This is a genomic window from Nocardioides iriomotensis (assembly GCF_004168035.1).
Lineage (GTDB): Bacteria > Actinomycetota > Actinomycetes > Propionibacteriales > Nocardioidaceae > Nocardioides_B > Nocardioides_B iriomotensis.
The window spans coordinates 77,854-100,196 of sequence record NZ_SDPU01000009.1; the positions used below are offsets into that span (position 1 = coordinate 77,854).

General features: G+C 67.3%; 21 protein-coding genes and 1 tRNA gene. 8 read left to right on the forward strand and 14 right to left on the reverse strand.

Annotation, left to right across the window (positions count from 1 at the left end):
- Positions 1-589: 589 nt before the first annotated feature.
- From ETU37_RS02270 to ETU37_RS02310, 9 genes are all read right to left on the reverse strand, one after another.
- A complete protein-coding gene (locus ETU37_RS02270) occupies positions 590-1,318 on the reverse strand; it encodes a hypothetical protein (protein ID WP_129985256.1) in 729 nt (242 codons plus the stop codon).
- Between the two features lie 379 nt (positions 1,319-1,697).
- Positions 1,698-2,300, reverse strand: coding sequence for a potassium channel family protein (locus tag ETU37_RS02275; protein ID WP_206053650.1), 603 nt, complete (start codon positions 2,298-2,300; stop codon positions 1,698-1,700).
- Between the two features lie 277 nt (positions 2,301-2,577).
- Positions 2,578-2,880: a hypothetical protein gene (locus ETU37_RS02280; RefSeq protein ID WP_129985257.1), complete on the reverse strand. Its 303-nt coding sequence runs from the start codon at positions 2,878-2,880 to the stop codon at positions 2,578-2,580.
- A 178-nt stretch (positions 2,881-3,058) separates the two neighbouring features.
- Positions 3,059-3,487, reverse strand: coding sequence for a RidA family protein (locus tag ETU37_RS02285; RefSeq protein WP_129985258.1), 429 nt, complete (start codon positions 3,485-3,487; stop codon positions 3,059-3,061).
- Positions 3,484-4,242 carry a hypothetical protein gene (locus ETU37_RS02290; RefSeq protein WP_129985259.1) on the reverse strand — a complete coding sequence of 253 codons (759 nt, stop codon included), beginning with the start codon at positions 4,240-4,242 and terminating at the stop codon, positions 3,484-3,486. Before ETU37_RS02290 ends, ETU37_RS02285 begins: the two co-directional genes overlap by 4 nt.
- Positions 4,239-5,243 (reverse strand): membrane dipeptidase, encoded by a 1,005-nt coding sequence (locus ETU37_RS02295; RefSeq protein WP_129985260.1) that lies wholly within the window; start codon positions 5,241-5,243, stop codon positions 4,239-4,241. The genes ETU37_RS02290 and ETU37_RS02295 overlap by 4 nt, the downstream gene beginning before the upstream one ends.
- The gene (locus ETU37_RS02300) at positions 5,240-6,976 is read right to left on the reverse strand and encodes a hypothetical protein (protein WP_206053652.1); all 1,737 of its coding nucleotides are present in this window, start codon (positions 6,974-6,976) and stop codon (positions 5,240-5,242) included. Before ETU37_RS02300 ends, ETU37_RS02295 begins: the two co-directional genes overlap by 4 nt.
- On the reverse strand, positions 6,973-8,439 hold the full coding sequence (locus tag ETU37_RS02305; RefSeq protein ID WP_129985261.1) for an aldehyde dehydrogenase family protein: 1,467 nt from the start codon (positions 8,437-8,439) through the stop codon (positions 6,973-6,975). Before ETU37_RS02305 ends, ETU37_RS02300 begins: the two co-directional genes overlap by 4 nt.
- On the reverse strand, positions 8,436-10,085 hold the full coding sequence (locus ETU37_RS02310) for a BCCT family transporter (protein WP_129985262.1): 1,650 nt from the start codon (positions 10,083-10,085) through the stop codon (positions 8,436-8,438). Before ETU37_RS02310 ends, ETU37_RS02305 begins: the two co-directional genes overlap by 4 nt.
- Positions 10,086-10,234: 149 nt before the next feature.
- Between ETU37_RS02310 and ETU37_RS02315 the strand changes: the two genes are divergently transcribed.
- Positions 10,235-11,116 carry a LysR substrate-binding domain-containing protein gene (locus ETU37_RS02315; protein WP_129985263.1) on the forward strand — a complete coding sequence of 294 codons (882 nt, stop codon included), beginning with the start codon at positions 10,235-10,237 and terminating at the stop codon, positions 11,114-11,116.
- A gap of 121 nt (positions 11,117-11,237) precedes the next feature.
- Here the strand turns inward: ETU37_RS02315 and ETU37_RS02320 are convergent, their stop codons facing one another.
- Positions 11,238-12,818: an exonuclease domain-containing protein gene (locus ETU37_RS02320; protein WP_129985264.1), complete on the reverse strand. Its 1,581-nt coding sequence runs from the start codon at positions 12,816-12,818 to the stop codon at positions 11,238-11,240.
- Positions 12,815-13,354 carry a hypothetical protein gene (locus ETU37_RS02325; RefSeq protein WP_129985265.1) on the reverse strand — a complete coding sequence of 180 codons (540 nt, stop codon included), beginning with the start codon at positions 13,352-13,354 and terminating at the stop codon, positions 12,815-12,817. The genes ETU37_RS02320 and ETU37_RS02325 overlap by 4 nt, the downstream gene beginning before the upstream one ends.
- A 350-nt stretch (positions 13,355-13,704) precedes the next feature.
- Between ETU37_RS02325 and ETU37_RS02330 the strand changes: the two genes are divergently transcribed.
- Positions 13,705-14,535 (forward strand): hypothetical protein, encoded by an 831-nt coding sequence (locus ETU37_RS02330; protein ID WP_129985266.1) that lies wholly within the window; start codon positions 13,705-13,707, stop codon positions 14,533-14,535.
- A 425-nt stretch (positions 14,536-14,960) separates the two neighbouring features.
- The gene (locus ETU37_RS02335) at positions 14,961-16,256 is read left to right on the forward strand and encodes a hypothetical protein (RefSeq protein ID WP_129985267.1); all 1,296 of its coding nucleotides are present in this window, start codon (positions 14,961-14,963) and stop codon (positions 16,254-16,256) included.
- 230 nt (positions 16,257-16,486) lie between these two features.
- On the opposite strand, the gene ETU37_RS02340 is transcribed toward ETU37_RS02335, so the two are convergent.
- Positions 16,487-16,801 (reverse strand): hypothetical protein, encoded by a 315-nt coding sequence (locus tag ETU37_RS02340; protein WP_129985268.1) that lies wholly within the window; start codon positions 16,799-16,801, stop codon positions 16,487-16,489.
- Positions 16,802-17,018: 217 nt separating this feature from the next.
- On the reverse strand, positions 17,019-18,059 hold the full coding sequence (locus tag ETU37_RS02345) for a RelA/SpoT domain-containing protein (protein ID WP_129985269.1): 1,041 nt from the start codon (positions 18,057-18,059) through the stop codon (positions 17,019-17,021).
- A 223-nt stretch (positions 18,060-18,282) separates the two neighbouring features.
- Between ETU37_RS02345 and ETU37_RS02350 the strand changes: the two genes are divergently transcribed.
- From ETU37_RS02350 to ETU37_RS02360, 3 genes are read left to right on the forward strand one after another with little or no spacing between them, the layout of a single operon-like run.
- Positions 18,283-18,675 carry a hypothetical protein gene (locus ETU37_RS02350; RefSeq protein WP_129985270.1) on the forward strand — a complete coding sequence of 131 codons (393 nt, stop codon included), beginning with the start codon at positions 18,283-18,285 and terminating at the stop codon, positions 18,673-18,675.
- Positions 18,668-18,973 (forward strand): helix-turn-helix transcriptional regulator, encoded by a 306-nt coding sequence (locus ETU37_RS02355; protein ID WP_129985271.1) that lies wholly within the window; start codon positions 18,668-18,670, stop codon positions 18,971-18,973. Before ETU37_RS02350 ends, ETU37_RS02355 begins: the two co-directional genes overlap by 8 nt.
- Entirely contained in the window at positions 18,970-20,352 is a 1,383-nt protein-coding gene (locus ETU37_RS02360; protein ID WP_129985272.1) for a tyrosine-type recombinase/integrase, read from the forward strand. The genes ETU37_RS02355 and ETU37_RS02360 overlap by 4 nt, the downstream gene beginning before the upstream one ends.
- Positions 20,353-20,497: 145 nt before the next feature.
- On the opposite strand, the gene ETU37_RS02365 is transcribed toward ETU37_RS02360, so the two are convergent.
- A tRNA-Tyr gene (locus tag ETU37_RS02365) sits at positions 20,498-20,580 on the reverse strand.
- A gap of 85 nt (positions 20,581-20,665) precedes the next feature.
- Between ETU37_RS02365 and ETU37_RS02370 the strand changes: the two genes are divergently transcribed.
- Together ETU37_RS02370 and ETU37_RS02375 are read left to right on the forward strand one after the other, a co-directional pair.
- On the forward strand, positions 20,666-21,157 hold the full coding sequence (locus ETU37_RS02370) for a YajQ family cyclic di-GMP-binding protein (protein ID WP_129985273.1): 492 nt from the start codon (positions 20,666-20,668) through the stop codon (positions 21,155-21,157).
- Between the two features lie 51 nt (positions 21,158-21,208).
- Positions 21,209-22,267, forward strand: a complete 1,059-nt coding sequence (locus ETU37_RS02375; RefSeq protein WP_129985274.1) for an FUSC family protein — start codon at positions 21,209-21,211, stop codon at positions 22,265-22,267.
- Positions 22,268-22,343: the final 76 nt, after the last annotated feature.

The following is a 22,343-nucleotide window of genomic DNA, read 5'->3' on the forward strand; positions in this document are numbered from 1 at the left end:
GGCGCGGCGATACCCGGTCCGGATCGCGGCGGTAGGACGCCGGCGTATCGGCGGGGCCAGCGATCCATCGTCGAAAAGCAGGGAGCGTCCCCATCTGGCGATGGCGTGGGGTGGGCAGATCGGGACGTGTTTGAGCAGTACCCCGTGCGGCGGGGCAGAACAAACCTCCACGTAAAATTGGTCCGCCTTGCCCGCTGGATCATCCCCCGACCGGCGGGCAAGGCCTCGGCCTGACGGGGTCGAGACGCGGCCCCGCTGGGGGATCGCACGAGTGCGAATCGTCGGCGAGCGCTCCGCCGTGATGAGACCTCGGCCGAGACGAGCGGTCCGTCATCGGAGACAGTCGAGGTAGCGGCGGGCTCACCGCGCGGGTAAGACCCGGGATCGCTCCGCTGCTCGACGGATCGGAACCCGCCATCGACGATCCGTACCGACGGCCGGCGCCACGCCTTCCGGTGTCAGCTGAGCGTGAACGTGAGTCACGAGGACCTCCAGTAGAAGGGTCGGTGTGACTTACCCCTCCGTACTGGAGGTCCTCGCTGTGCGTCTATGACTTCCGTTCAACAACCTCTGTGGGAACTACCGCGGGTCACGGCAGCGGAAGCGGGAGCGGGAGGGTGCCGCCGTCGCCGCCGCCACTCTCGGGGCCGCTGTCGTTCGACGAGACGAGGTTCAGCACACCGCAGGTCACCGGGTCGGTGGCCTCGGCGGGCAGGCTCGGGTCGAGCTCGCTCTTGCCGGCGCCGCGGAAGTCGTACTTGCCGTTGCCGTTGTAGTCGATGCCGTGGATGACCACGACGGCGTTGCCAGCGCGGATCGCGTCGGCGACCTTCCGCGACACGTGGATGCCGTCCCGGTCGTAGTGGACCTCCCGGTGGTGAGCCTTCGGGAACCGATTCACGGCCAGCGTGCTCTTCGACGAGGTATCACCGCGCTTTGTCAGTGAGACCCGCACGGGCCCGTACGCCGGCGTACCTTCGACGGTGTTGAGGCGATGGTCGGCGTTGTCGTCATCGCGGACACTGGGGCACTCATGACGCGCCTTGGCACCGAAGTGGATGTGCTGAGCGTGCGGCATGCCCTTGAGCAGCCGGTTGGCGTCGAGACTGACATTGATCTGCCGGCCGTTGACCGTCACATCCGCGGTCCCGTGTGCGGCAGCATTGTTGAGGGGACTGAGATCGGCGTGCGTCACCGCAGTCCCCGCCTCGGCGTTGGAAGCCACGGCACCGCTCGCCGACCCTCCCAGCGTGCCGAGGAGTCCGGCGGCGACCAGGAGGGTTGCTCCGCCAACTGCGCGCTGCTTCGGTGTGGTCATCTGCATGGCCTTCTCCGTTCTCACCCGAGTGAGTGATGGTGATTTATGCCTCTTGTGCGTGTTCGTGCCCGACCCGATGCCCGGATTGGTCCTGAGCTGGTCGCGACGTGCCAGGCTCCCGGCGAAGCCCCCTCCCTGCCGTGGCCTCTCGAGCAAGGGCGCGAGCACCGCAGCCTGGCCGCAGCGAGACAGGTCCGCTGGGTCACGGATCGGCGATGGCGGTGAGGCGCGCATCAAGCCGTCACGCCGCAGCCTCTCCGCGACACGGTGTCTGAGGAAGCCTGTGCGTCGCCGATTCGGTGCCCGCGGCGAGGTCGGGATATGGCAGCCGCGCGCCTCGCGGCGAAAAGACGTCCCCTGGATGGGGAGACCTGCGCTTCTACTCGAGGCGCGCGTTCAGCTCACCGGCACTATTCTCGTCGCCCAGCTGGGCAACCATCTCGCGGAGAGCAGCCACCTCCTTGGTCAGGGCCCTAAGGTCTCGGCTCGTCGCGGCCTGCCCCTCCTCCTCGACCTCCGTCACTCGTTCGATAAGCCAGGAGGCCAACGATGCCGTGACCACGCCGAGCAGCGCGATGCCCGACAGCATCAGGCCGGCCGCCACGAAGCGACCGGTCCCAGTCACGGGAAAGCGGTCGCCGTAGCCGACGGTCGTCACCGTGGTCATGGCCCACCAGAGGGCGTCGCCGAAGTCGACGATGTTCGCTCCCTTCGAATCTCGCTCGGCATCTAGTACAGCCAGGGCGGCGACGAAGAGGATCAGGGCGGTGGAGCCGATGACGTACACGGCCACTCGGCCGCGCAGCGAGGCTCCGGCGTGCCGGTTGAGTACCGAGAGCAGGCTGACCAGTCGGAGGAGTCGTAGCGGACGCAGGATCGGCAAGGCGACCACAAGCAGGTCGAGCACATTCGAACTGACGAAGCGTGACCGATCTCTGCTGAGGATGAGGCGGACGGTGTAGTCGAGAGCGAACCCGGCCAAGCCGCCCAGGTCACGATGGTGCAGGCAAGCACAGCCCCAGGCGCCAAGTCCGGGTCCAGGATCGGCCAGGCGTAGGCCACGAGGAACAGCACCGCGGCCGCGGTCAGCGGCCACTCGGCTGCCTCTTCCCAGCGGTCTCGAGCCCTCTCAGTCACGCCGACAGCGTGTCAGAGCATGGACGGTCTGGGGCGCAACTGCCGCCGTGCCGTCGATGCCTACGTTCGTCGCGCGCTTCAACGCGGCGGAAAGACCCTGCCACCACCCTTGTCATGCTCCGCTACCAGGCGTCCCCTCGGACACGTTGATCCATCAAGATGGCCCAGGTGTACGCCGACCCCTGGCTCTCCTTGATGTCGCTCGGTCTGGATGCCGGCATGGCGGCAGCCGCTTTCATGAAGTTGGTACGTGACAGCGAACGGTTGATCTCGCGCCCTTCGCGGGACACCTTGATGTAGTCGCCGGGCACCCGATACGTGAACGGGAGCCCGGTAGCGGCAGCAAGCGTCTCACCGGCATGCCGATCAATGCGGGTCCAGACTTCGTCAGAGTCGGCCATGAAGGGATTCTCGGGCAGGAACATCCGGCGATCCAGCGCATCACGGGCCGCAGAGATGAGACCCGGCTCGCGGCGGATTGAAGCAGTTGATCTATTTCCGACCAGCGATCGAACTACGACGACGCCGCCGCAGGCATATCCATACCGATGGCTGGGTCAGCGTGGCTTCTCACGTCGCGACTAGAATTCGAAAACGACGGCCTCAGCGGCTCGTGCCGTCGCGATCAGTGACTTCCACGGCGCCGACTGCGTCGATCTCGATGCGCTTGTCGCCGCGGAAGCGGGCCACCTCGACCGTGGTCCGGGGTGGGAGCGTCACCCCCGAGAGCCGGGCTTGGTAGGCCGCGTCGTAGGCGTCGAACTCGTCGAGGTCGGCGAGGAACACGGTCACTTTCAGGAGGTGACCGAGCGACGACCCGGCCCGCAGGAGCACGGCCTCGAGGCTGTCCAGCGCGACGGCGACCTGGTCCTCGATCGACGTCGGCGTGGTCCCGTCGCTGCGGCGCGGCACCTGCCCGCACGCCCACACCAGGCCCCCGTAGGACGCCGACGCCGTGTAGGGCCGGGGGACGCCGTCGGCGTGGTCGAGCCGGGTCAGGGTTGGCGCACCGTCGACCTGCGCGCCGGTCATGCGTCCACCTCCGGAACGAGGAACCGCTTGGCGTGGTCGGCGACCACGGCCCAGGTGGAGGAGTCGACAGAGACGCCGCGCTGGGCAGCCTGACGGCGGCGCGTGGCACGCTCGGCGACTGTCGAACGGGACAGGACCGCGAGGTCCCGCGGCCGTGAGCTCGGGCCAACCCGCACCTCCACCCGCGCCGCACGAGGGCTGCCATGCACTTCGGGCATGCGACCGACGACCAGGTCTCCGGCGGCCGTCGCCAGCCGCACCTCCGCGCGGCCGAGGTCGCCGTACCCGATCACAACCACGTCTGCCGCCGTCGAGACAGCCGCCGCGACTAGCGCCGAGTCCCACAGCCCGTTCACGTCCATGCTGCTGTCGGTGGACACGCACACCCGGCCGGCTTCGCCAGCCGCCAGGTCAGTGAGCACCGTGCTGAGTTGAAGCTCGTCTGCGACGTCACCGCAGCGTACGTCGAGCACACCGGTGGCCACCCGCACCATGGTCAGGGGCTGGGTAGGCCAAGGGCCGCGCGTGAGCGTCCGGGCGAGCCCGGCGAGCCCGTCCCCTTCGTGGAGCTCGGCGTGCACCACCTGCTCGGCCGCCGACATCGCTTCGCCCGGGCTGGCGCCCGCAACGACCAAAGCGCGGTACGCGTACTCGCGCACTTCACGGATGGCGATGCGCACGCGATGCGCCGACTGGTCCATCGCGGTCTCCTCGACATCGAACGGTGTGTGGGTCATCGGGACCGTGGTACTCATGACGACCTCCCTCCGGCAAACACGTCGTCGAAGAGGCGAAGCCAGTTCTCGCCCAGCACGCCGCGCACGGTCTTCTCGTCAAGCCCCGCGTCGATCAGGCCGTCGGTGACGCGAGGAAAGTCCTCCGGTCCCCGGAACCAGTAGGGCCACTCGGGCCACTGTGCCGCGGTCTCCCCGCGCGGGCGCCAGTGCCCGCTGCGGAGCCACTCGACGTAGTCGTCTCCCCAGTTGCGGGTGCAGTCGCTGCCGAGCGCCACCTGGTCAGGCCCGAGATCGTCAACCAGCCTGGCCACCATCGCGCAGAACTCGGCGACGGTGGTGGCGGCACCGCCGAGGACGATGGGGTAGAGGCAGCAGCCGACCACGCCTCCGGCCGTCGCGACGGCGCGGATCACCTCGTCGGGCTTGTTGCGAGGGTTGTCCACGAACCACGTCGGGTTGGCGTGGGTGATGGCCACCGGCGCCGACGACGCCTCGACGGCCTCCAGCGAGGTCCGGTTGCCGACGTGCGACAGGTCGACGAGCATGCCGACGCGGTTCATCTCGGACACGATCACCCTGCCGAATCGCGTCAGGCCGCTGTCCTCGGGCTCGTAGCAGGAGCCGCCCACCGCGTTCTGGTTGTTGTAGGTCAGCTGGGCAACCCGGACACCGAGGCGGTGGAACACTTCCACCATGCGGTAGTCGTCGCCGAACGGGCTGGTGTTCTGGAAGCCAAGCACCACTGCGACCCGGCCCTCGTCCTTGGCCTTGCGGATGTCGTCCGCGGTCTCCGCCAGCACGACGATGTCCTGGTTGTTGCGTGTCAGCTGGTACCACTCGCCGACGGCTCGGAGCGTCTGCTCGGTGCCTTCCCACACGGCGGCGGTGGCGTTGACGCCGGTCACCCCTCCCGTGCGGAGCTCCTGGATGACCTCGCGGTTCCAGTTGTTGATCTGGAGGCCGTCGACGATGACGGCGTCGTCGTGGAGCCGGCGGGCGTCGGAGGCGTGGGGGGTCATCGTGTGGTCCTCCCGCTGTCGGCCGTCGGCCTCGGGGTGAAGCACCAGTCGTCGTCGGCGGTCCCTCTAGCGAGGTCGTCGATGCGCGGCGCGCCGGAGAAGAGAGTGACGCGCAACCAGTCGGTCGACTGCGGGTTGAAGTTGTCCATCCCGTAGACGGCGAGCTGGAGCCGCTGGACGTGCAGGGGCATGAAGTCACTGGCGAGCAGGTTGGCCCTCAGCTCGGCATAGTCGAGTTCAGCCACGGCCTGGATGCGCATGACCGCACCCCGATGACGCGGATTGCCGAGGAGGAACTCCCCGATGCTCATCGTGGGCTCGGTCCCAGCCAGTTCCTCGCGTAGCGCGCTGATGGCGCGGGCAACGTCGATGGCGTGCTGGACCCGCTCGCCGGGGTCGACGCCCGCCAGCGCCCGACGGGGCTCCTCGTTGTTGGCGGACGAGAACCAGAACTTCTCCGACTGCTGGGGATCGGTGAAGTCGAAGTCCGCGAGCCAGTCGTACCGCTCATAGATCAGCTCGAGGAGATCCCGGACCCGCGCACGGGCGCGCACCGTGCGGCTCTCGCGGCAGCGGAGAAGCCCCTCGACCCAGCTGTCGAGGTCTTCGGTCAGCTCGATCAGGACGGAGGCGACGACGCCGCGGACCTCCGCGTCGACCTGTGCCGCGACGTCGTGCAGCAACCGCCACGGGTAGTTCGTCGGCTGGCCGCGCATGGTGCCGTGCTCGTCGTACTCGTCGACCAGCTGGGTCAGCGGGGACAGCCGGGCCGCGAGCTCTGCGCCGGAGGTGTAGGGAGTCGGCTGCTCAAGACCCTGTTCGTGGAGGAAGGTGGCGGCGCGGTCGAGCAGCTCGCGCACACGGCGTACGTCGGGACTGCCGGGTTCCGCGGTGCGAGCGACGACCGCAGCGAGCGGCAGCTCCCGCAGCCTCATCCACGCGTCGAGCACCTCGGGGTGGTTGACCACGTAGGGGACCATCCCGAGACCGGTGGCATTGCCCAGGCCGAAGTAGCGGCGCCACTTCCCCGTCAGCCGTGCGGCGTCAGGGGTGCGGGCGATTGCGCACGTCTCGACCAGCAGGTAGCCCAGCTCCCGAAGCAGCCACGCAGAGAGCATGTGAGCGCGGTACGGCACCGCAAAGGGGTGGTCGTCCGCGAACCGCTCGAAGTCGGCGAGTCCGAACTTGCCATTGCTGTAGAACGCGGTGCTCCGCAACAGGTAGGGGGACAGGCCGAACATGTGAGGGTCGGGCTGCTGGCCCCGAGCCAGACGGTCGACGACCTGGTCGAAGAAGCGCCCGCTGCGGTTGGCGCGCGTCCAGATGATCGTGCGCTCGTCTGCGCGGCCCTGTTCCTGACGGGTGACCTGCGGTCGCAGCCGCTCGACGTCCTCGTCGTCGACGCCGCCCTCGACGAGAGCGGCCGTCACGTCCCACGACGCCGCCACCACCCGATCCTCGCGGTCGGCGTCGGCAATCGTCTTGCTGAAGGCCACGAAGCTCCAGCGGTGGGCACCCGCGAGGACGTCGAAGACGACGACGCCGCGTCCCTCGCCGTCCAGGTCGACTCGGCCGAGGGCGATATCCCACCCGTCGGCGCTGGCTCGCCTGATGACCGACCGGGCGAAGCTGTGGCGAGTGGCACGTGCGCCGGCGAGGTCCTCGGGCCTCAGCACGGTGTCGGGTGACCGCAGCTCCAGCACGCGGGCGTCGATCGGCGCTTCGACGCTCACGAGGGGTCCTTGGGCGAGAGCCGCAGGTAGGCGGTCTTGCTGATGGTGAAGAACTCAGCCGCGGAGTCGCTGGCCTGCTCCCGCGGGGCGGGAAACGAGGAGTCGCGAAGCCCGCCGAAGGGGGCGTGCAGCTCTGACCCGGTCGACGGGGCATTGACCTTGACCAGGCCGGCGACCAGCTCGTCCACGCAACGGCGTGCCGACCGCTCGTCACGGGTGAAGACCGCGGCGGTGAGGCCGAAGTCCGTGGCGTTGGCCAGGCTGATGGCGGCGTCCAGGTCGTCGGCCCGGAGCATGGTCGTGACCGGGCCGAACACCTCCTCCCGACAGATCGTGAGGTCCGAGACCCCTGCCAGCAGGGTGGGCGCCACCCAGTGACCCGGGCCAGCCGGGACCGTCCCGGTCGCCAGCACCTCGGCGCCTTCGTCAACCGCGAGCTGGACGGCCGCGACGACCTGGTCACGAGCCCTGGCCGACACGACCGGCCCGAGTGCGGCCCCGGGTTCGAGACCGTTGCCCACGGACAGCTTCTCCACCCGCGTGACGAGCTCGTCGACGAGCCGGTCGTAGCAGTCACCGACGGCGATCACCCGCCGGGTGGCCGTGCACTTCTGACCGGTGCTGCCCATCGCTGCCGCTACGATCGCGTCCGCTGCCGCCGCCAGGTCGGCGTCGGGCAGGACGAGTGCGGCATTGTGGCCGCCGAGCTCCATCTGGAGCTTCGCGCCACGAGGCAGCGCGGCGTCGCGAATCGCACGACCCACCGGCACCGACCCCGTGAAGGTCACGGCCGCGGCCTGCGGGTGGGCGACGAGCTCCGCGCCGAGGTGCCCCGGGCCGAGGAGCAGGTTGAGCACGCCGTCGGGCACGCCTGCCTCGACGAGGATCTCCGCCAGGGCGACCGCCATCGCGGGGGTGTCGCTGGCGGGCTTCCAGACGACCGGGTTGCCCCACAGCAGTGCCGGGGCGATCTTCCAGACCGGGATCTGGAGCGGGAAGTTCCACGGCGTGATCACCGCGACCGTGCCCACGGGCCGGCGCACCGTGCGGATCAGCTCGTCCGGGTGGGCCGAGGGGTAGGTCGCGCCGTCGGGCCGGCGGGCGGCAGCCGCGTGGTAGTACAGCGTCTCGACCGTGGCTCCCACCTCGCCGCGCGAGTCGGCGAGCGACTTGCCCTGCTCCCGGGTCATGAGGATCGCGAGGCCTTCCGACCGCTGCTCCATGAGCTGGGCTGCGCGTCGCAGCACCTGGCCGCGCCCCAGCAGTCCCTGCTGGTCCCAGCCGCGAGCCGCGGCTGCGGCGGCGGCCATCGCCTGCTCGAGCTGCTCGGAGGTGGCGGTGGTGTAGTCCGCGACGGCGGCACCGTCGGGGTCGGCGGGGTTCTCACTGTGCGCTGCGGATCCGAGGCCTTCGGTCCAGACGCCGCCGACCAGGTGACGCAGGGCGATCGTGTGGGTGGTCATGCAGAGACTCCTTCTGCGGGGTCGGTGGCAGCGGTGCTCGCCGCAACCGCGGTGGTCGGCGCGCTGCTGGACGTCGTAGTCTCGGCGGTCGCGCCCGACTGCCGCCAACCGGTGATCCCCTGCTCGGCGGCCATCCTGCGCACGATGACAGGGGCAGCGAACACCGACGGGAGCAGGATCAGGCCGACCGGGACGGCGGTGATGACGATGAACGACTGGAGGGCGGAGATGCCTCCGTCGCCGATGCTGATGAGCACCGCGGCCGCCGCCCCCATGAGGAGCGCCCAGACCGCGCGCAGCTTGGTGCCCGCGTGGTCCTCGGAGGTGCAGGACTGTGCGATGGCGTAGGACATCGAGTCGGTCGTGGTGGCCACGAACAGGATAGTGAGGACGAGGAATCCGAGACCGACGAGCGTCGACAGGGGCAGCCCCTCCGCGATCGACATCACGGCGGCCGGCAGCCCCGACTCGTTGAGCGGTCCCGAGACTGCTCCGGGTCGCTCCTGCTCGAGCATGATGCCGGTGCCGCCGAGCACGGAGAACCAGAGGCAGGTGGCGACCGGCGGGAGCACGGCGGTGCTGACGATCAGGTCGCGAACGGTGCGGCCCCGCGAGATGCGGGCGATGAAGATGGCCATCAGCGGGGCGTACCCGAGGAACCAGCCGAAGAAGAAGACGGTCCAACCCGACAGCCAGGCCGGGTCGCCGCGGTAGAGGCTGGTGCCGACGAAGTCAGTCACGTAGACGCCGAACCCACCCACGAACGCCCGCAGGACGTACCAGGCGGAGCCGAGCACGAGCACGGCCGCCATCAGTGCCAGGGCCAGCCACACGTTAACGCGGCTGAGGAACTGGATGCCGCGGTTGACACCCGAGACGACCGACACAGCAGCGACCGCCGTCAGCACGGCGATGACCGCCAGCTGGACGCCGTAGACGTCGGGCAGGCCGAACACCGAGGAGAGTCCGTAGGAGACCTGGAGACCGAGGAAGCCGATCGGACCAACGGTCCCGGCCACGACGGCGATGATGCAGACGATGTCGGCCGCGGCTCCGACCGGGCTCGTCACGACGCGCTTGCCGAGCACGGGGTAGAGAAGGCTGCGCGGCCGCAACGGCATCCCCTTGTCGACGGCGTGCATGATGACGATGGCGGCCAGGGAGCCAAGGATGGCCCAGGCGAGGAATCCCCAGTGCACGAAGCTCTGGGCGAGGGCCACGTGTGCCGCTTCGTTGCTGCCGACCTCGACGTCGCCGAAGAAGGGCGGCGCATTGAGGTAGTGGTACATCGGCTCCGCCGCTGCCCAGAAGACGCCTCCGCCGGCGAGCAGGGTGCACATGATCATGGCGACCCACTTGAACCGACCGAACTCGGGCGCCTTGGTGCCGAATCGGGCACGCGCCCACGGGGTCAGGGCGAGACCGATCGCGACGAGGAACGTCGCGAACATGAGGATCTGCCAGTAGAAGCCGAACCAGGACGCGCTCTTGGTGAATCCGGTCGAGACCCAGCCGCCGACGGTGTCGGGTCCCGCGACCGCGGCGACGACGAACGCGGTCAGGGCACCCGCGCTGACGCCCGCGACGATCCTGTCGACGCCCCCTCGGACGTCGGAAGCGGCCGCCTCAGTGGTTGGTGTGGTCATGCGTGCCTTCTCTCCTAGGGACAGTGTTGCCCAGGTCAGCGGGCGCCGTGACGCCCTTCACACCTGACGGTAGGAACGAGGTACCTATTCAGTCCAAGACCTGTTTGGCACTGATTGATTCAGATTCGTCATCAGTGATAGAAGGCCTCATGGACCTCCGCCAGATCCGGTACGCCGTGGCCGTGGCCGACGAGCTGCACTTCGGGCGCGCAGCGGAACACCTGCTCGTCGCGCAGCCGTCACTGTCTCGCCAGATCCGCGACCTCGAGCGGGATCTCGGGGTCACCCTCTTCGACCGGACCAGCCGCAGGGTGGACCTCACCGCCGCCGGAGCCGCCTTCGTCGAATCAGCGCGCCTGGCCCTCCGAGCCGTCGATGTGAGCCGCACGGCTGCACTGGACGCAGCTCGCGGTGTCCAGGGACAGGTCACGCTCGGCTTCGTGGCCTCGGCAGCCATCGAGATCCTGCCCGGAGTGGTTCGCCGTTATCGCAGCGCCCGTCCCGCGGTCAGACTCTCGTTGCGCGAGATGACCACCGAGGAGCAGATGGCTGCCCTGCACGACGGCCACGTGGACGTCGGCCTAAGTCGCGACCTCGAGCCCAGCGAAGGCGTCGAGGTCACGGCCCTGCTGCGGGAGCCTCTGCTGGCGGTCGTTCCCACGGGACATCCGCTGCAACGCCGGCGCACCATCGAGATGTCAGACCTGGCCGGCTCCGACTTCGTCACGCTCCCCCGCCAGCGGGTTCCGCGAGCCTGGGACAGGCTCATCATCCTCGCCGACTCCAGCGGCATGCGCCCGACCTTCGTCCAGGAAGCCAACCAGTTCTCGACCCTGCTCGCGCTAGTCGCGGCGGAGGTCGGAGTTGCGGTGGTTCCGTCGTCGGTGCGACATCTCCGACGTGACGGTGTCCACTACCTCCGCCTCCGCGACGACCGTGCCTGGTCCGAGGTCTGCGCGGTCACTCGGTCGGACGACCCGACCCCCACCGCCCGCGACCTCTACGGCGTCCTCACCGATGGTCGCCCATGAAGCGGCGCACGCGGCGGTAAGACGCGGTCACCGCAGCCGTCCACACGCACCGAGCCGAATGCCGCTGCTCCGCCTCTTACTGGCTGCAGCGAGTGGGGGCGGAGGGCCACCGCGTGACGAGTTATTTGCCGGGCCGACACGGGCAGCCGAACGCGATGTCGCCTAGGCGCTCGGCGCTGATCCGACCGCATCGGCCGCATTCCGTGCGGTGCGGGTCGTCGGGCAGCGAGGGGCTTGTGAGCGGTCCGAGGTAGATGAATCCGTTCTCGCTCGCGATGGTCTGCGCATGCTCGAAGGGCACGGGCTCGAACCGGGCGAACCGCCCCGCCAGTGCCCGCGATTGCTCGGCCCACGCTCGCCAGTAGCACGCCCGACACGTTGCCTCGCTACAACCGTTCTTCTCGAGGACGTACTCGAAGCGGTAGTGGGCGACGTTGCTGCAGGCCTTGCACCGGGTCAGCAGGAAGTCTTGGGGGTGAGTGAACGACTCCAGCGCCTCAAGGCCACCGACATCGAGGATGGCCGCGATGTGGGCATCGCAGTACGTCGGCCTGCTCCATGTCCTGAATGCGGCAGTGTCCCCGCACCCTTCAACCGAACAGACCTGGCCCACGGGCTTTCGTTCGCGCCGTAGCGGCTTCGGCGGCTTCGGCGGCTTCGGCGGTACTGGGATCGGGCGTCGATCGAGGGGTACTGAGCGCAACGGATTGCGGTTCGGCGCAGCGCTGGGAACCGGCTCTTCGAGCAGGAGGTCTTCGATGACGGTGAGTGCCTTGCCGTCGAGACACCGCAGGAAGTCGTCCTCCGTCATGACCTCGATCGCTTGGCCGTTGTCCTGCAGTTCGAAGGCCTTGCGCGCTTTGCCGGTCAGGTTGGAGCCGGGGCGCAGGACGGCCGGGTTGATGTCGCCGATGACGAGGACGTTGGTCTTCTTCGTTGTGTTCTGCTCGGGAATCGCGCCGACGCGGGCGCATTCTTGCCGAGCGATGTCGCGAGTCATCGACATAAGGGTTCCGGTGAACACCACGACGCGTCCGTAGAGGTAGCCGTCCGGGTCGGCGTCCGGGTTGACCTCGATGGGCGTGAAGCCACGACTGCCGGTGCCAGTCGCAACGCTGCCTTGGTAGGGGCCGCTGCTCATGCATCCAATGGACATGCTGTGGGCGGCCGCGAGGTCAGCCAGGTCTTGCACGCCCGCCGCGTCGGCCAAGGCCGTGACGATGCCGACGACACCGTGCGCGTCCGCCAGGGGGTCATGGTGATCGCCCATCGCGAAGCCCAAGGATTCCGCCACGTAGGGCAGCCGGTAGGACGGCAGGCTGAGCGCCCGGCGGGACATGGCCATGGTGCAGAGGAAACGCATCTCGGGCCATTCGATGTTGTCCACGGCGCAGGCGTAGCGGATGACGCCGATGTCGAAGCCCGCGTTGTGAGTCACCACGACGTCGTCTGCGACGTACTCCATGAGTGCCGGCAGCACGGCGCGCCATCGGGCTGCTCCCTGCACCGTTTCTGCGTCGATGCCGTGGAGAGCGGTGTTGAAGCCGTCGAAATAGTCCACTTGCTCGGGTGGCCTGATCAGCCAGCGCTGCTCGTCGACGGGCCGGCCGTCGCGGACACGAACCAGCCCGACGGCGCAGGGCGAGCCCCGGTAGGAGTTGGCGGTCTCGAAGTCGATGGCGGTGTAGTCGAGCACCGTCACACCAGAGGCTGCTCATGGACGCGTGCCGCGAAAGACTCCGGGAACCTTGCGAGCTGCGGGGAGTTCATGTGCTCGGGCATGATCCATGGCGTCTCGCCGGTCTGCGGACGCGTCGTGCGGCGGCGACGCTCCTCGTCGGTCTGAAGCCAGGCCGTCCACGCCGCGGCGAGGTAGTTCGCAGCGGCGAAGGCCCGTCCAGACGCGGTGTCCTCCACCGGCACGTGGTCGGCCGGGTTGGGCGTGGTCGGGAAGCTGGGGGCCTTCAATGAAGAGGAGCGCGTTCTGCGCTTGTGCTCAGCAACCGCCGCCGCGATCACTTCCTGCTGGGTTTCGGTCTCGGTCACCAGGCCAGCGATGTCGGACTCATCGAGCGGCGCCCCTTGTATGGGCAGCCCGTCGAGGTCCGTGCCCTTCGTGACAAGGACACTGCAGCAGCGAGTCAGGGAGCGCACGTTCTCTACGGCGTCCGTGTCGGTTGCGGTGTCGATCACTACCGCGTTGACGTGCCGCGGCTGCCCCTCCGACGCACTGGTCACCCAGATCGCGATCGTGTTGCTTCCAGGCTGCCGGTCAATGGTCGCGATTCCCCGCAACTCCCCACCCCCGTTTTAATGCGCCTCCCGACGGCGCGCGCACGCAGGCTAGCCGGGATTGGCGTCGCCTGTCCGGGCATCAAGGAAACGTGACTACCCGTGGGCGGCGAAATGCCGCATGTGGCGCTGCGTTCGGCGCGACTGGCCCAAGCGTGCGGTCACTGCGACTGTCATCGGCAGAAACGGGGGAACAGCGACTCGCCACGGCCGGGGAATCGTGCACGTTCGCGCCGAGAAGCCTCAGCTACGGGATATCTTCGGCCAACGCAGTTACATGAACGGGGGAATGCTAGATGGAGTCACGCCTGCGCCGATTGGCCGCAACACTGAGCATTGTTGTCGGCGCTTCGCCCATCGTGGCGGGGGCAAACGTAGCAGCCGCGGAGTCCGGCACAAGGTCAGCGGAACGTGCCCTGACCGGGGTTTCTATTGGCCACGCGCCGTCCGATGTGACGGAGGGCGAGCGCTTCAAGGTCAAGGTCCGAGTGGGTTCGCCGGCCAATGCCAAGACGCTGTCGCTGCAACTGCGGGTCGTCGACGTTCTCGGCAACGCGAGCTGGACCACCGTCAGGTCGAGGAGGGTTGCGTCGACGGCTCGTCACACGTTCAAACTCGTCGCGACAGGGGTGGGCAAGCAGCGGTTTCGCGCGTTGGTCGCCTATCGCGGCTCTGGGAAGGCTCGATCGACTGCACGGGGTGTGACGGTCTGGGCGTGGACCGACCTTGCCCGAATCCCTGCCTACTACGCCACGTCCGGAGTCAACCACGAGTACTTCCAGTTCGGGCTGGCAGGTACGCAGTACCGGGGTTGGCTCACCATGGGCGGGTACGGCTCGTGGGAAACACGATTCACCCCTGGCCGGAACTGCAAGGCCTTCCGCGGAGTGGCGGGTGTTACCGATCAATCGGCCGACGGATCCTCGGGTCAAGTGACGCTGATCGCCGACGAGACCACAGTCGTCTATCAGTCGCCCGTTCTGACGCCCGGCGCAGCCCACGTGTTTGAGGTACCGCTCAGCGCGCCGTACCGATTCGCCATACAAGGGCGCAACTTGTCGCTGGATGGTGTCCGTTCCTACCCAGCGATCGGCACGCCACAGTTTCTCTGCGACACGGCGTACTAGGAATACCGCGGGTCGCCGATTCGGTCTCCTTAGCGAGACGGAAATCAGGCATGCCCGCCTAGCGGCGGTAAGACGCACCACAAGTGGCCATGCACAAAGTGTGTGCACGTGAGGACGAGGCACACGGCCGAGAGAAATTGCCGCGGAGTTCGACAGTGACGTAACTACCGCACGATCGCTCGCTTGAACCATGCACTGAAGGTCTTGACAGCGAAGGACGACGACTGCCTCGCCACGGTGGAGGGTTCAGAATGAGCTCGAGCGACGGTTCGACCGGTGATCACAAGATCCCTATCGAGAAGCGTTAGCCGAGGAACCGTGACGGCCGCCGCTCACGATCAGCGGGGCGGAGGTCACACAAGATGAGGGAGTCAACGCACTAGCCCAGCTAGCCGCTAGGTTGCTCGGCAACGAGGGGGGACGTCATGACAGAACGACCGGACGACTTTGATCCCGATCTGTGGTTCGAACCGAATCGCGATGCCGAATCCGCCGCAACTTCGTCATCGAATGAGCCGACCAACGTTTGCCGGGTGGCCGCGCTGTCGAGCATGCTGGCCGCCGACGAGGACCCCCTGAGGGGCCTCCAACCGGAGCTCAGTGCGCTTGGGTTTGCCGAGAGGCTTGCCACGGGTGAGGTGCCCTTCCGGCACGCCGCTGTTGAGGAACTGCGGGAGAGTGCCGGCAGGTCGTTCCGCTCCCGCGAGGAGCAACGCGTTGAACAATGGGCCGCAATCAACCAGGCCGCCGATGTTGCATCGGTCTATGACTTCCTCCTCTCCGTGCTTCAGAGCCCGCTTGAACGCGAGTCAGCGGCGGCGGCGGTCGCGATCGCGAGGGACCTCCACGATCAAGGAGGCGATGGGCTGATTTGGTCCGGATGGCTGAACCTTGCGCTTCCTGATTGGGATCCGTGGCAGCTACCGGACCCAGAACTGCTACGGGACTATTTCGAGTGGGACGATGTCGCATGGAACTCGACGCTGGAGCAAGTTCGCGGCACCTTCGCAGGACAACCACTCCTTTGGGCTCAAGTGCTGGTGGAGCTTCGGCTGCGCCTTGCGTTGCGATCTGCCGACCCAGTCACACGATCGCTCGTCCATGCCTTGTTCTTGACCGACGACACAACTGACATCGAGACGGAAGAACTTGAGGACGGTCATGCCGTTCCAAACGTCTCGCTACTGATACATGGAACCAACGCGTGGCAAGGCGATTGGTGGCGACCAGGGAAAGGGACGTTCCACCATTTCGTGTTGTCGGAGTTGCGACGAGATCTTTACCGTGGGGGCGCACGGTTTGGCTGGAACGGGTATCTAAGGGACACCCACCGCACCCTGGCGGCCCGCGACCTGCTCGACTGGGCGGCCGACCTAGCTCCTTATGGCCTACGAACCGTGTTTGCACACAGCTATGGATCCGATGTCGCTGCGAAATCGTGGATTTTCGGACTACCCGTGGAGGAACTCGTCCTTCTCAGCGCGCCCGTCAACAAGGCAGTTGTGATGGCCGCGGCCGGTATCGATCACGTGGTCGACGTTCGCTTGCCATTTGATCCCGTTCTCGCTTGTGCAAGGCTTTTTCAACGGGTCTCCCAATCGCTGCCACCGCTCTCCAACGTAGACGAAGTCCTTTTGAAGTGGTCCCTGCATCACGGCGCGAGCCACGATCCACTTGTCTGGAAAGCTGAGGATGTTGTCCAACGAGGGCACTTGATCTAGAGCGAGCTGTCGTCCGTGAGTGAACCCGCTGGCGGCGGAATGATCGAGGCGCTCGCTAACCTCCGGGCGCTCGGATGATCGCGCGGTTCATTATCCGCTACCAGGCGGCGGTGGAAGTCGTCCGTCGTCCTGGCATGTCTGTCGATGAAGTCCGCGCTCGGACCCCATGGAGCACCGTCATAGGAGGTGTCGCCAGTTGACGAGCATGAGTCCCGATGCACGTGGAACGCTCATCGAGAGAACTCCGTAATGGTTCGCACCTCTTCATCGCCAACAAGAATCGGCTCCCCGCGCACGACTCCGCGATTACGGGTGCAGACGAGGAAGGCGTTCGACTCCAGGATGACCAGGACGGTCTCCCCGGTCCGGGGGTCCGGCTTGCCGACCTCTGCCACGAAGGGCTTGCCCTCATGGTGGTAATTGAGCTGGAAAATGCGTCTATCCGTCACCTGCCAAGCGAGCTGATCCTGGGCGAACGTTCGGGTGGCGTTCCACAGGTGTTCCGCTTGCTCGATGTCGGCGGCGCCAGGCACGAAGAACCTCACGCACGTATCCTGCACCGTTGTCATGGGTGCACCCGCACATAGTGCCACCTCAGAGCCCCTTGGTTTCGGGGCGGCGCTCGACGCCGCCAGTGTTTGGCATTCACGGGAACTGGCGCCCAGGTACGCGAGGGCGGGCCGAGCATCGGTCGTCTCGCGGGGAGTGACGCAATCTTCGCACCGGCGCAGGCGCCGGGCTCGTCGCTTCAAACAGCACCGATCAGGCGGGCACTCTGGCGTTCAGCCGGGACTCAACGAAGTCGGTGAACATCGACGTGTCGGCGTAGTAGTTCGGGTATGCGGCCTGAAGTTGGCTGATCCGGGCGATATTCACGAGGACGGCGTCGAGGTCGTCGTCGTTTAGCGCCTCCAACTCCGTCAGGCGTGCCTCCGCCTCGGCCATGGTCTCGTGCACAGAGACCGTCAGTTCCCCGGCCGCGCGGCGAAGCTCCAGCGTCAGGGCGTTGCGCCGGTCGCTTGTCGCGTGGTCGCCCACGATGGCCGCGTAGCCGCGCAAGCGGCCGACGATGCCCAGCCGCTCTTCTAGACCCGCCAACTCCTCTAGCAGTTCGGGTACGGGCGACTCCGCGCCGGGCACCGGGGCGGTGCCCTCCTCGATGGCCATGAGCGAGCTAACCAGGGCGAAGAAGCGGATGACGTCGTCCTCACCCTTGCTGTACTTCAACTCACTGCCTGAGAACAGGTCCATCGTCTCGACGGCGGTCGCCCAGGCGTGCTGCAACTGGGTACGGACCTGCAGTTCAATCCTGAGTCCGTGATACTCGGGCTTGGAGGCGCCGTACTCATAAGCGAGATGCACGCCTCGGTAACCCGAGCGCTTCGGTCCCGGGTCGTCGTGGAGGTAGTCGTACACGCGGGTGACCCGATTGCGCGAGCGCGGGAGGTCTCGCAGTACTTCGACGAGCTGCTCGACCTCCTTCACCGACTCGAAGACGACCCTGCAGCCCCCTAGGTCATGCATGGTGGTCACGCTCATCGTCGGGATGCGGACCAACTTGTCGAGGATGGTCGGAAGTCGCTTGAGCCGCTGGGCGACAACCGCGTTCGGGTTGACGGCCAAGGCTTTCTGACGGACGGTTACCGTCACCGCGTTCAGTGGGAAGGCGTGCGCGCTTCGAAAGTTGCTCAGGACGGCGCGGGCCTCAGCCAGTTGCTCAGGCGTGCCCTTGCCCTTGCCGACAAGTTTGCTCGCACGGCCGACCGCGCTCTTCGAGTACTCGGGGACGACGCGGGCGACCATGACCCAACGCTATCGGGCCGTGCTCCCGCCAGTCTCGCGTTCGGCAAGCGTCCTAGGCGACTCACCCGCGCGGCAGACGGCCGTGTAGGGATCGTCCTCGGCCCTGCGTCTTAGTGGGCGAGATGGGCGTGGAGCTGCGACGACGGTGATCCAACACCGCGCGAGACCCGATAGGCCTGTTGCTTCGACGTGACAACCCTCGACAACTGTTGCGATCGACCTCGTGGTGATCCTCTGGATGCGTGGATCTGCGTCGCTGTCAGAGGAGGGCGTGATGCATACGAGGAAGAATCGGGATCGCGTGCAGGCGAGCGCATGCAGGGGTGTGGGCTGCTTCGAGTTGGCAACCGTGCGAGTTCATCTCGGCGATGACTCAATCGACCTCTGCCCTCTGCACTGGCAAGAGCGCCGCGCATCGCCACAAAAGCGACTGGTCGTCGAGAAAGAGTTGTCACGTCCGACCTGCTTCAAGCTGGAGTGCCGCGCGGACGCCGTGTCGGGGATGACTCATCTCGACGGTCGCTGCCTTCCGGTTTGTGAACAGCACCTGGAAGACCTCAGCTGGGTAACTCCGAGCCAGCGGGAACTGGCAGCGCTCGGTGGCCAGCATGAGTGAGGCCACAGTCAGCCGCGCGCCCTTTCAGAGCCAGCAGGCGAACGAGTCGGCCGTCAGTGATCAAGAAAGTCCGCTCAGACATCACCAGTATGTCCGTCCAGCGGCTGCGGCGGGGCGTCCTCGGAGTCACCTGACTGTCGCGGATGTTTGCGATGAACTCGGAATATCGAAGTCGACGTTCTACGACTGGCGCGCAGCCCACAAGGCACCGTGCTGCATCCGCTTACCCAATGGTTCGCTGCGAGTCCGCCGTGCCGACCTCGAGCGCTGGCTGAGTGAGTGCGAAGAGCCGGCGTGAGCGAGACAACTTACGACGTGCGCATCTGGACCATCCACCAGTACAAGGGTGCGCGCAGGACGACCTACACGGCCAAGTGGCGAGTTGGCGGTGTCAAGCACCAACGGACGTTCGCCACGGCGAAGCTGGCCGAAGCCTTCCGCACGAGTCTTTTGGTCGCCACCCGCGAGGGGATGCCCTTCTTTGTCGACGATGGGCTGCCCGCGAACCTACGAGCGAAGCAGCCCGAACAATCCTGGCTGCAGCACGCGATGGCTTACGTCGACGCCAAATGGCCGACAGCCTCAGCGAGGCACCGAAAGGGCATCGCGGAGGCGTTGACCGACGCGACCGTGGTCCTTCTAGGTGTGAACCCGACGGGTGTAGATGCGACTCAGTTGCGATCCGCCCTGTATCGTTGGGCGTTCAACTCGCAGGCCCGAACGGGTCCGCTGCCTCCGGGGCTTGAGGCGGCCGCCGCATGGGCGGAGCGGAGCTCCCCGTCACTCGCCGTCATGGCGGATGCGACTCGGCTTCGCGCTGTATTGGATCGGTACGCCCGGAGGCAGGACGGCAAGCCCGCTGCCCCCGCGACGGTGGCTCGCAAGCGTGCCACCCTTCACAACGTCCTGGAGTACGCGGTGGAGCTCGAACACTTCGACAGCAACCCACTTAAGAAAGTGAAGTGGAGGGCGCCCAAGGCCACTGACGTGGTGGACCGTCGTGTCGTCGTCAATCCGGCCAAAGCGAGGGCACTACTCGAGGCCGTGTGGCAGCAGGATCCCGCGGTCGCCGCCTTCTTCGCTTGCATCTATTACGCCGGCCCGCGCCCCGCTGAGGTGCGTGCGCTGACGATCCATGACTGTTCCCTGCCCGACTCCGGCTGGGGTCAGCTCACGCTGGTCGGTAGTCAACAGACCTCGGGGTCAGCCTGGACAGACGGAGCGACCCCTACCGAGGAGCGAGGACTAAAGCACCGCAGCACTCGGGACACTCGATTGGTCCCGGCTCATCCCGAGCTCGTCGCGGCGCTCCGACGCCACCTCGACCACTTCCAGGCGGGCGCCTCTGGGCAGCTGTTCGTTGCCCGTACCGGGCGGGCCGGGGTCCCGATCTCACCCCCGTACGCCAATCCCGTCGACACGGGGACGATCTACCGCGCCTGGCACCGCGCGCGGGCTGCTGCCCTAACCGCGCGGGAGTTCGACTCCATGCTGGCTCGTCGGCCGTATGACCTGCGCCACGCCTGCCTGTCGACCTGGCTAAACGCCGGCGTCCCGCCCGCACGGGTCGCGGAATGGGCCGGACACGGCGTCGACGTCCTCCTGCGTGTCTACGCGAACTGCGTCGAAGGGGACGATGAGATCGCCCTCGGGCGCATCGAGGGGGCGCTCAGATGAGGCTCCGACCGCGCCCACTGCGCAAAGTTCCTTCCATATTCCTTCCAACTGCCCGCAAACGACCGTTCACAGCCGCAACCAGCCGGACATGCGAGAAGGACCCCCGAGCCGGGAAAGTCCCAGGTCAGAGGCCCTTCTCTGTGTGTGGCAGGTGCAGGATTCGAACCTGCGTAGGCGTAAGCCGACGGATTTACAGTCCGCTCCCATTGGCCGCTCGGGCAACCTGCCGTACGAGCCCCGGGTTGGTCCCCGGCGCAGCGACACGAAAGAATAGCGCAGCCCGACCGACGCACTAAATCAAGGGGATGCCGCCGTGGCCGACTCGTCGTTCGACATCGTCAGCAAGCTGGACCAGCAGGAGATCGACAACGCGATCAACCAGGCCCAGCGTGAGATCGCGCAGCGGTTCGACTTCAAGAACACCGGCGCGACGATCAGCCGTTCGGGCGACAACGCCCTCGAGATCTCGGCGAACGCCGACGACCGGGCCACCGCCGTGCTCGACGTGTTCAAGGACAAGCTGATCAAGCGCAACCAGTCGCTGAAGATCCTCGAGGCGGGCGACCCGCGGCAGTCCGGCCGCGAGTCCAAGATCACCGTCGGGCTCAAGGAGGGGATCAGCCAGGAGAACGCCAAGAAGGTCTCGAAGCTGATCCGCGACGAGGGACCCAAGGGCGTCAAGGTCCAGGTCCAGGGCGACGAGCTGCGCGTGTCGTCGAAGAAGCGCGACGACCTCCAGGCCGTGATCGCGCTGGTCAAGGGCCAGGACTACGACTTCGCGGTGCAGTTCACCAACTACCGCTGAGGCGTGCCGGCGCGCCCTCACGGGTAAGCGACCTCCCGGGAAGGGAGGCTCATGGACTGGCGCGCGCACACGCTCCGGTCGCTCAAGGCAGCGACGGCGGCGGGGCTGTCCTGGCTGCTGGTGCTGCCTCTGGGCGGGGCCGCGGCCGAGTACCCCTACTACGCACCCCTGGGTGCGGTCATCGCCGTGTCCACCACGGTGGCCGGCTCCGTGCGCGAGTCGCTGCAAGCGGTCCTGGGGATCGCGCTCGGTGCGGTGATCGCGGTGACGGCGATGACCGTGACGGACTTCCCGGTCGTGGTCGACATCGTCGTCGTGGTGCTCGTGGCGAGCCTGCTGTCGGCCTGGCGGCGGCTCGGCAGCCAGGCGTCGTTCGTGCCGGTCTCCGGTGTCTTCGTGCTGATCCTCGGCCAGGAGGACCCGATGGGGATGTCGCTGGCGTACGTCGGGCTGGTCTCCCTCGGCGCGGCCGTGGGCATCGCGCTCAACGTCGCCTTCCCCCCGCTCGCGCTGACGCCGATGACCGACTCGGTACGGCGTCTGCGCGAGGTGCTGGCCGACCAGCTCGACGACCTTGCCGCGGGTCTGCTCAGCGAGGAGGTGCTGACCCGGGACGAGTGGTCCAAGCGGCAGCGGGCCATCCGGCCCGGCACCGAGGACCTGCAACGCGTCGTCGGCCACGCCACCGACAGCCGGCGTGCCAACTGGCGAGCCAAGAGGTGGAGCGAGACCGCCGAGCAGCGCTACCAGCAGGCCAGGGCGCTGCAGCAGGTGGCGTTCCTCATCGAGGACCTCACCGCACTCGTGGTCGACCAGGAGCACGCCGACCGGCAGCTCGTCGCGCTCGGGCCCCGGCTGCGCCCGCACGCCGCGCACGTGGTCCAGGACCTTGCCCAGGCGCTCCGCTCGGTCGAGGGCGAGACCGCCGCGGAGAAGGAGCTCCGCGAGACCGACGCCTCCGTCGTCAAGCTGGCGGGCGAGATCCGCGACGAGCGGGTGCGCACCGACCACGACCTGTTCGCCGCCGGCACGATCGTCGCCGGGGTGCGCCGGGCGATGGCGTCGCTGACCCCCGAGGACCTCCGCGGTGAGGTGCCGTCGGACTGGTGATCAGTCCTGGTCGAGTGCGTCGAGCTGCTCGAGCGCCCGGCGCCAGCGTGCCTCCCGCTCCGAGGCGGACTGCTCC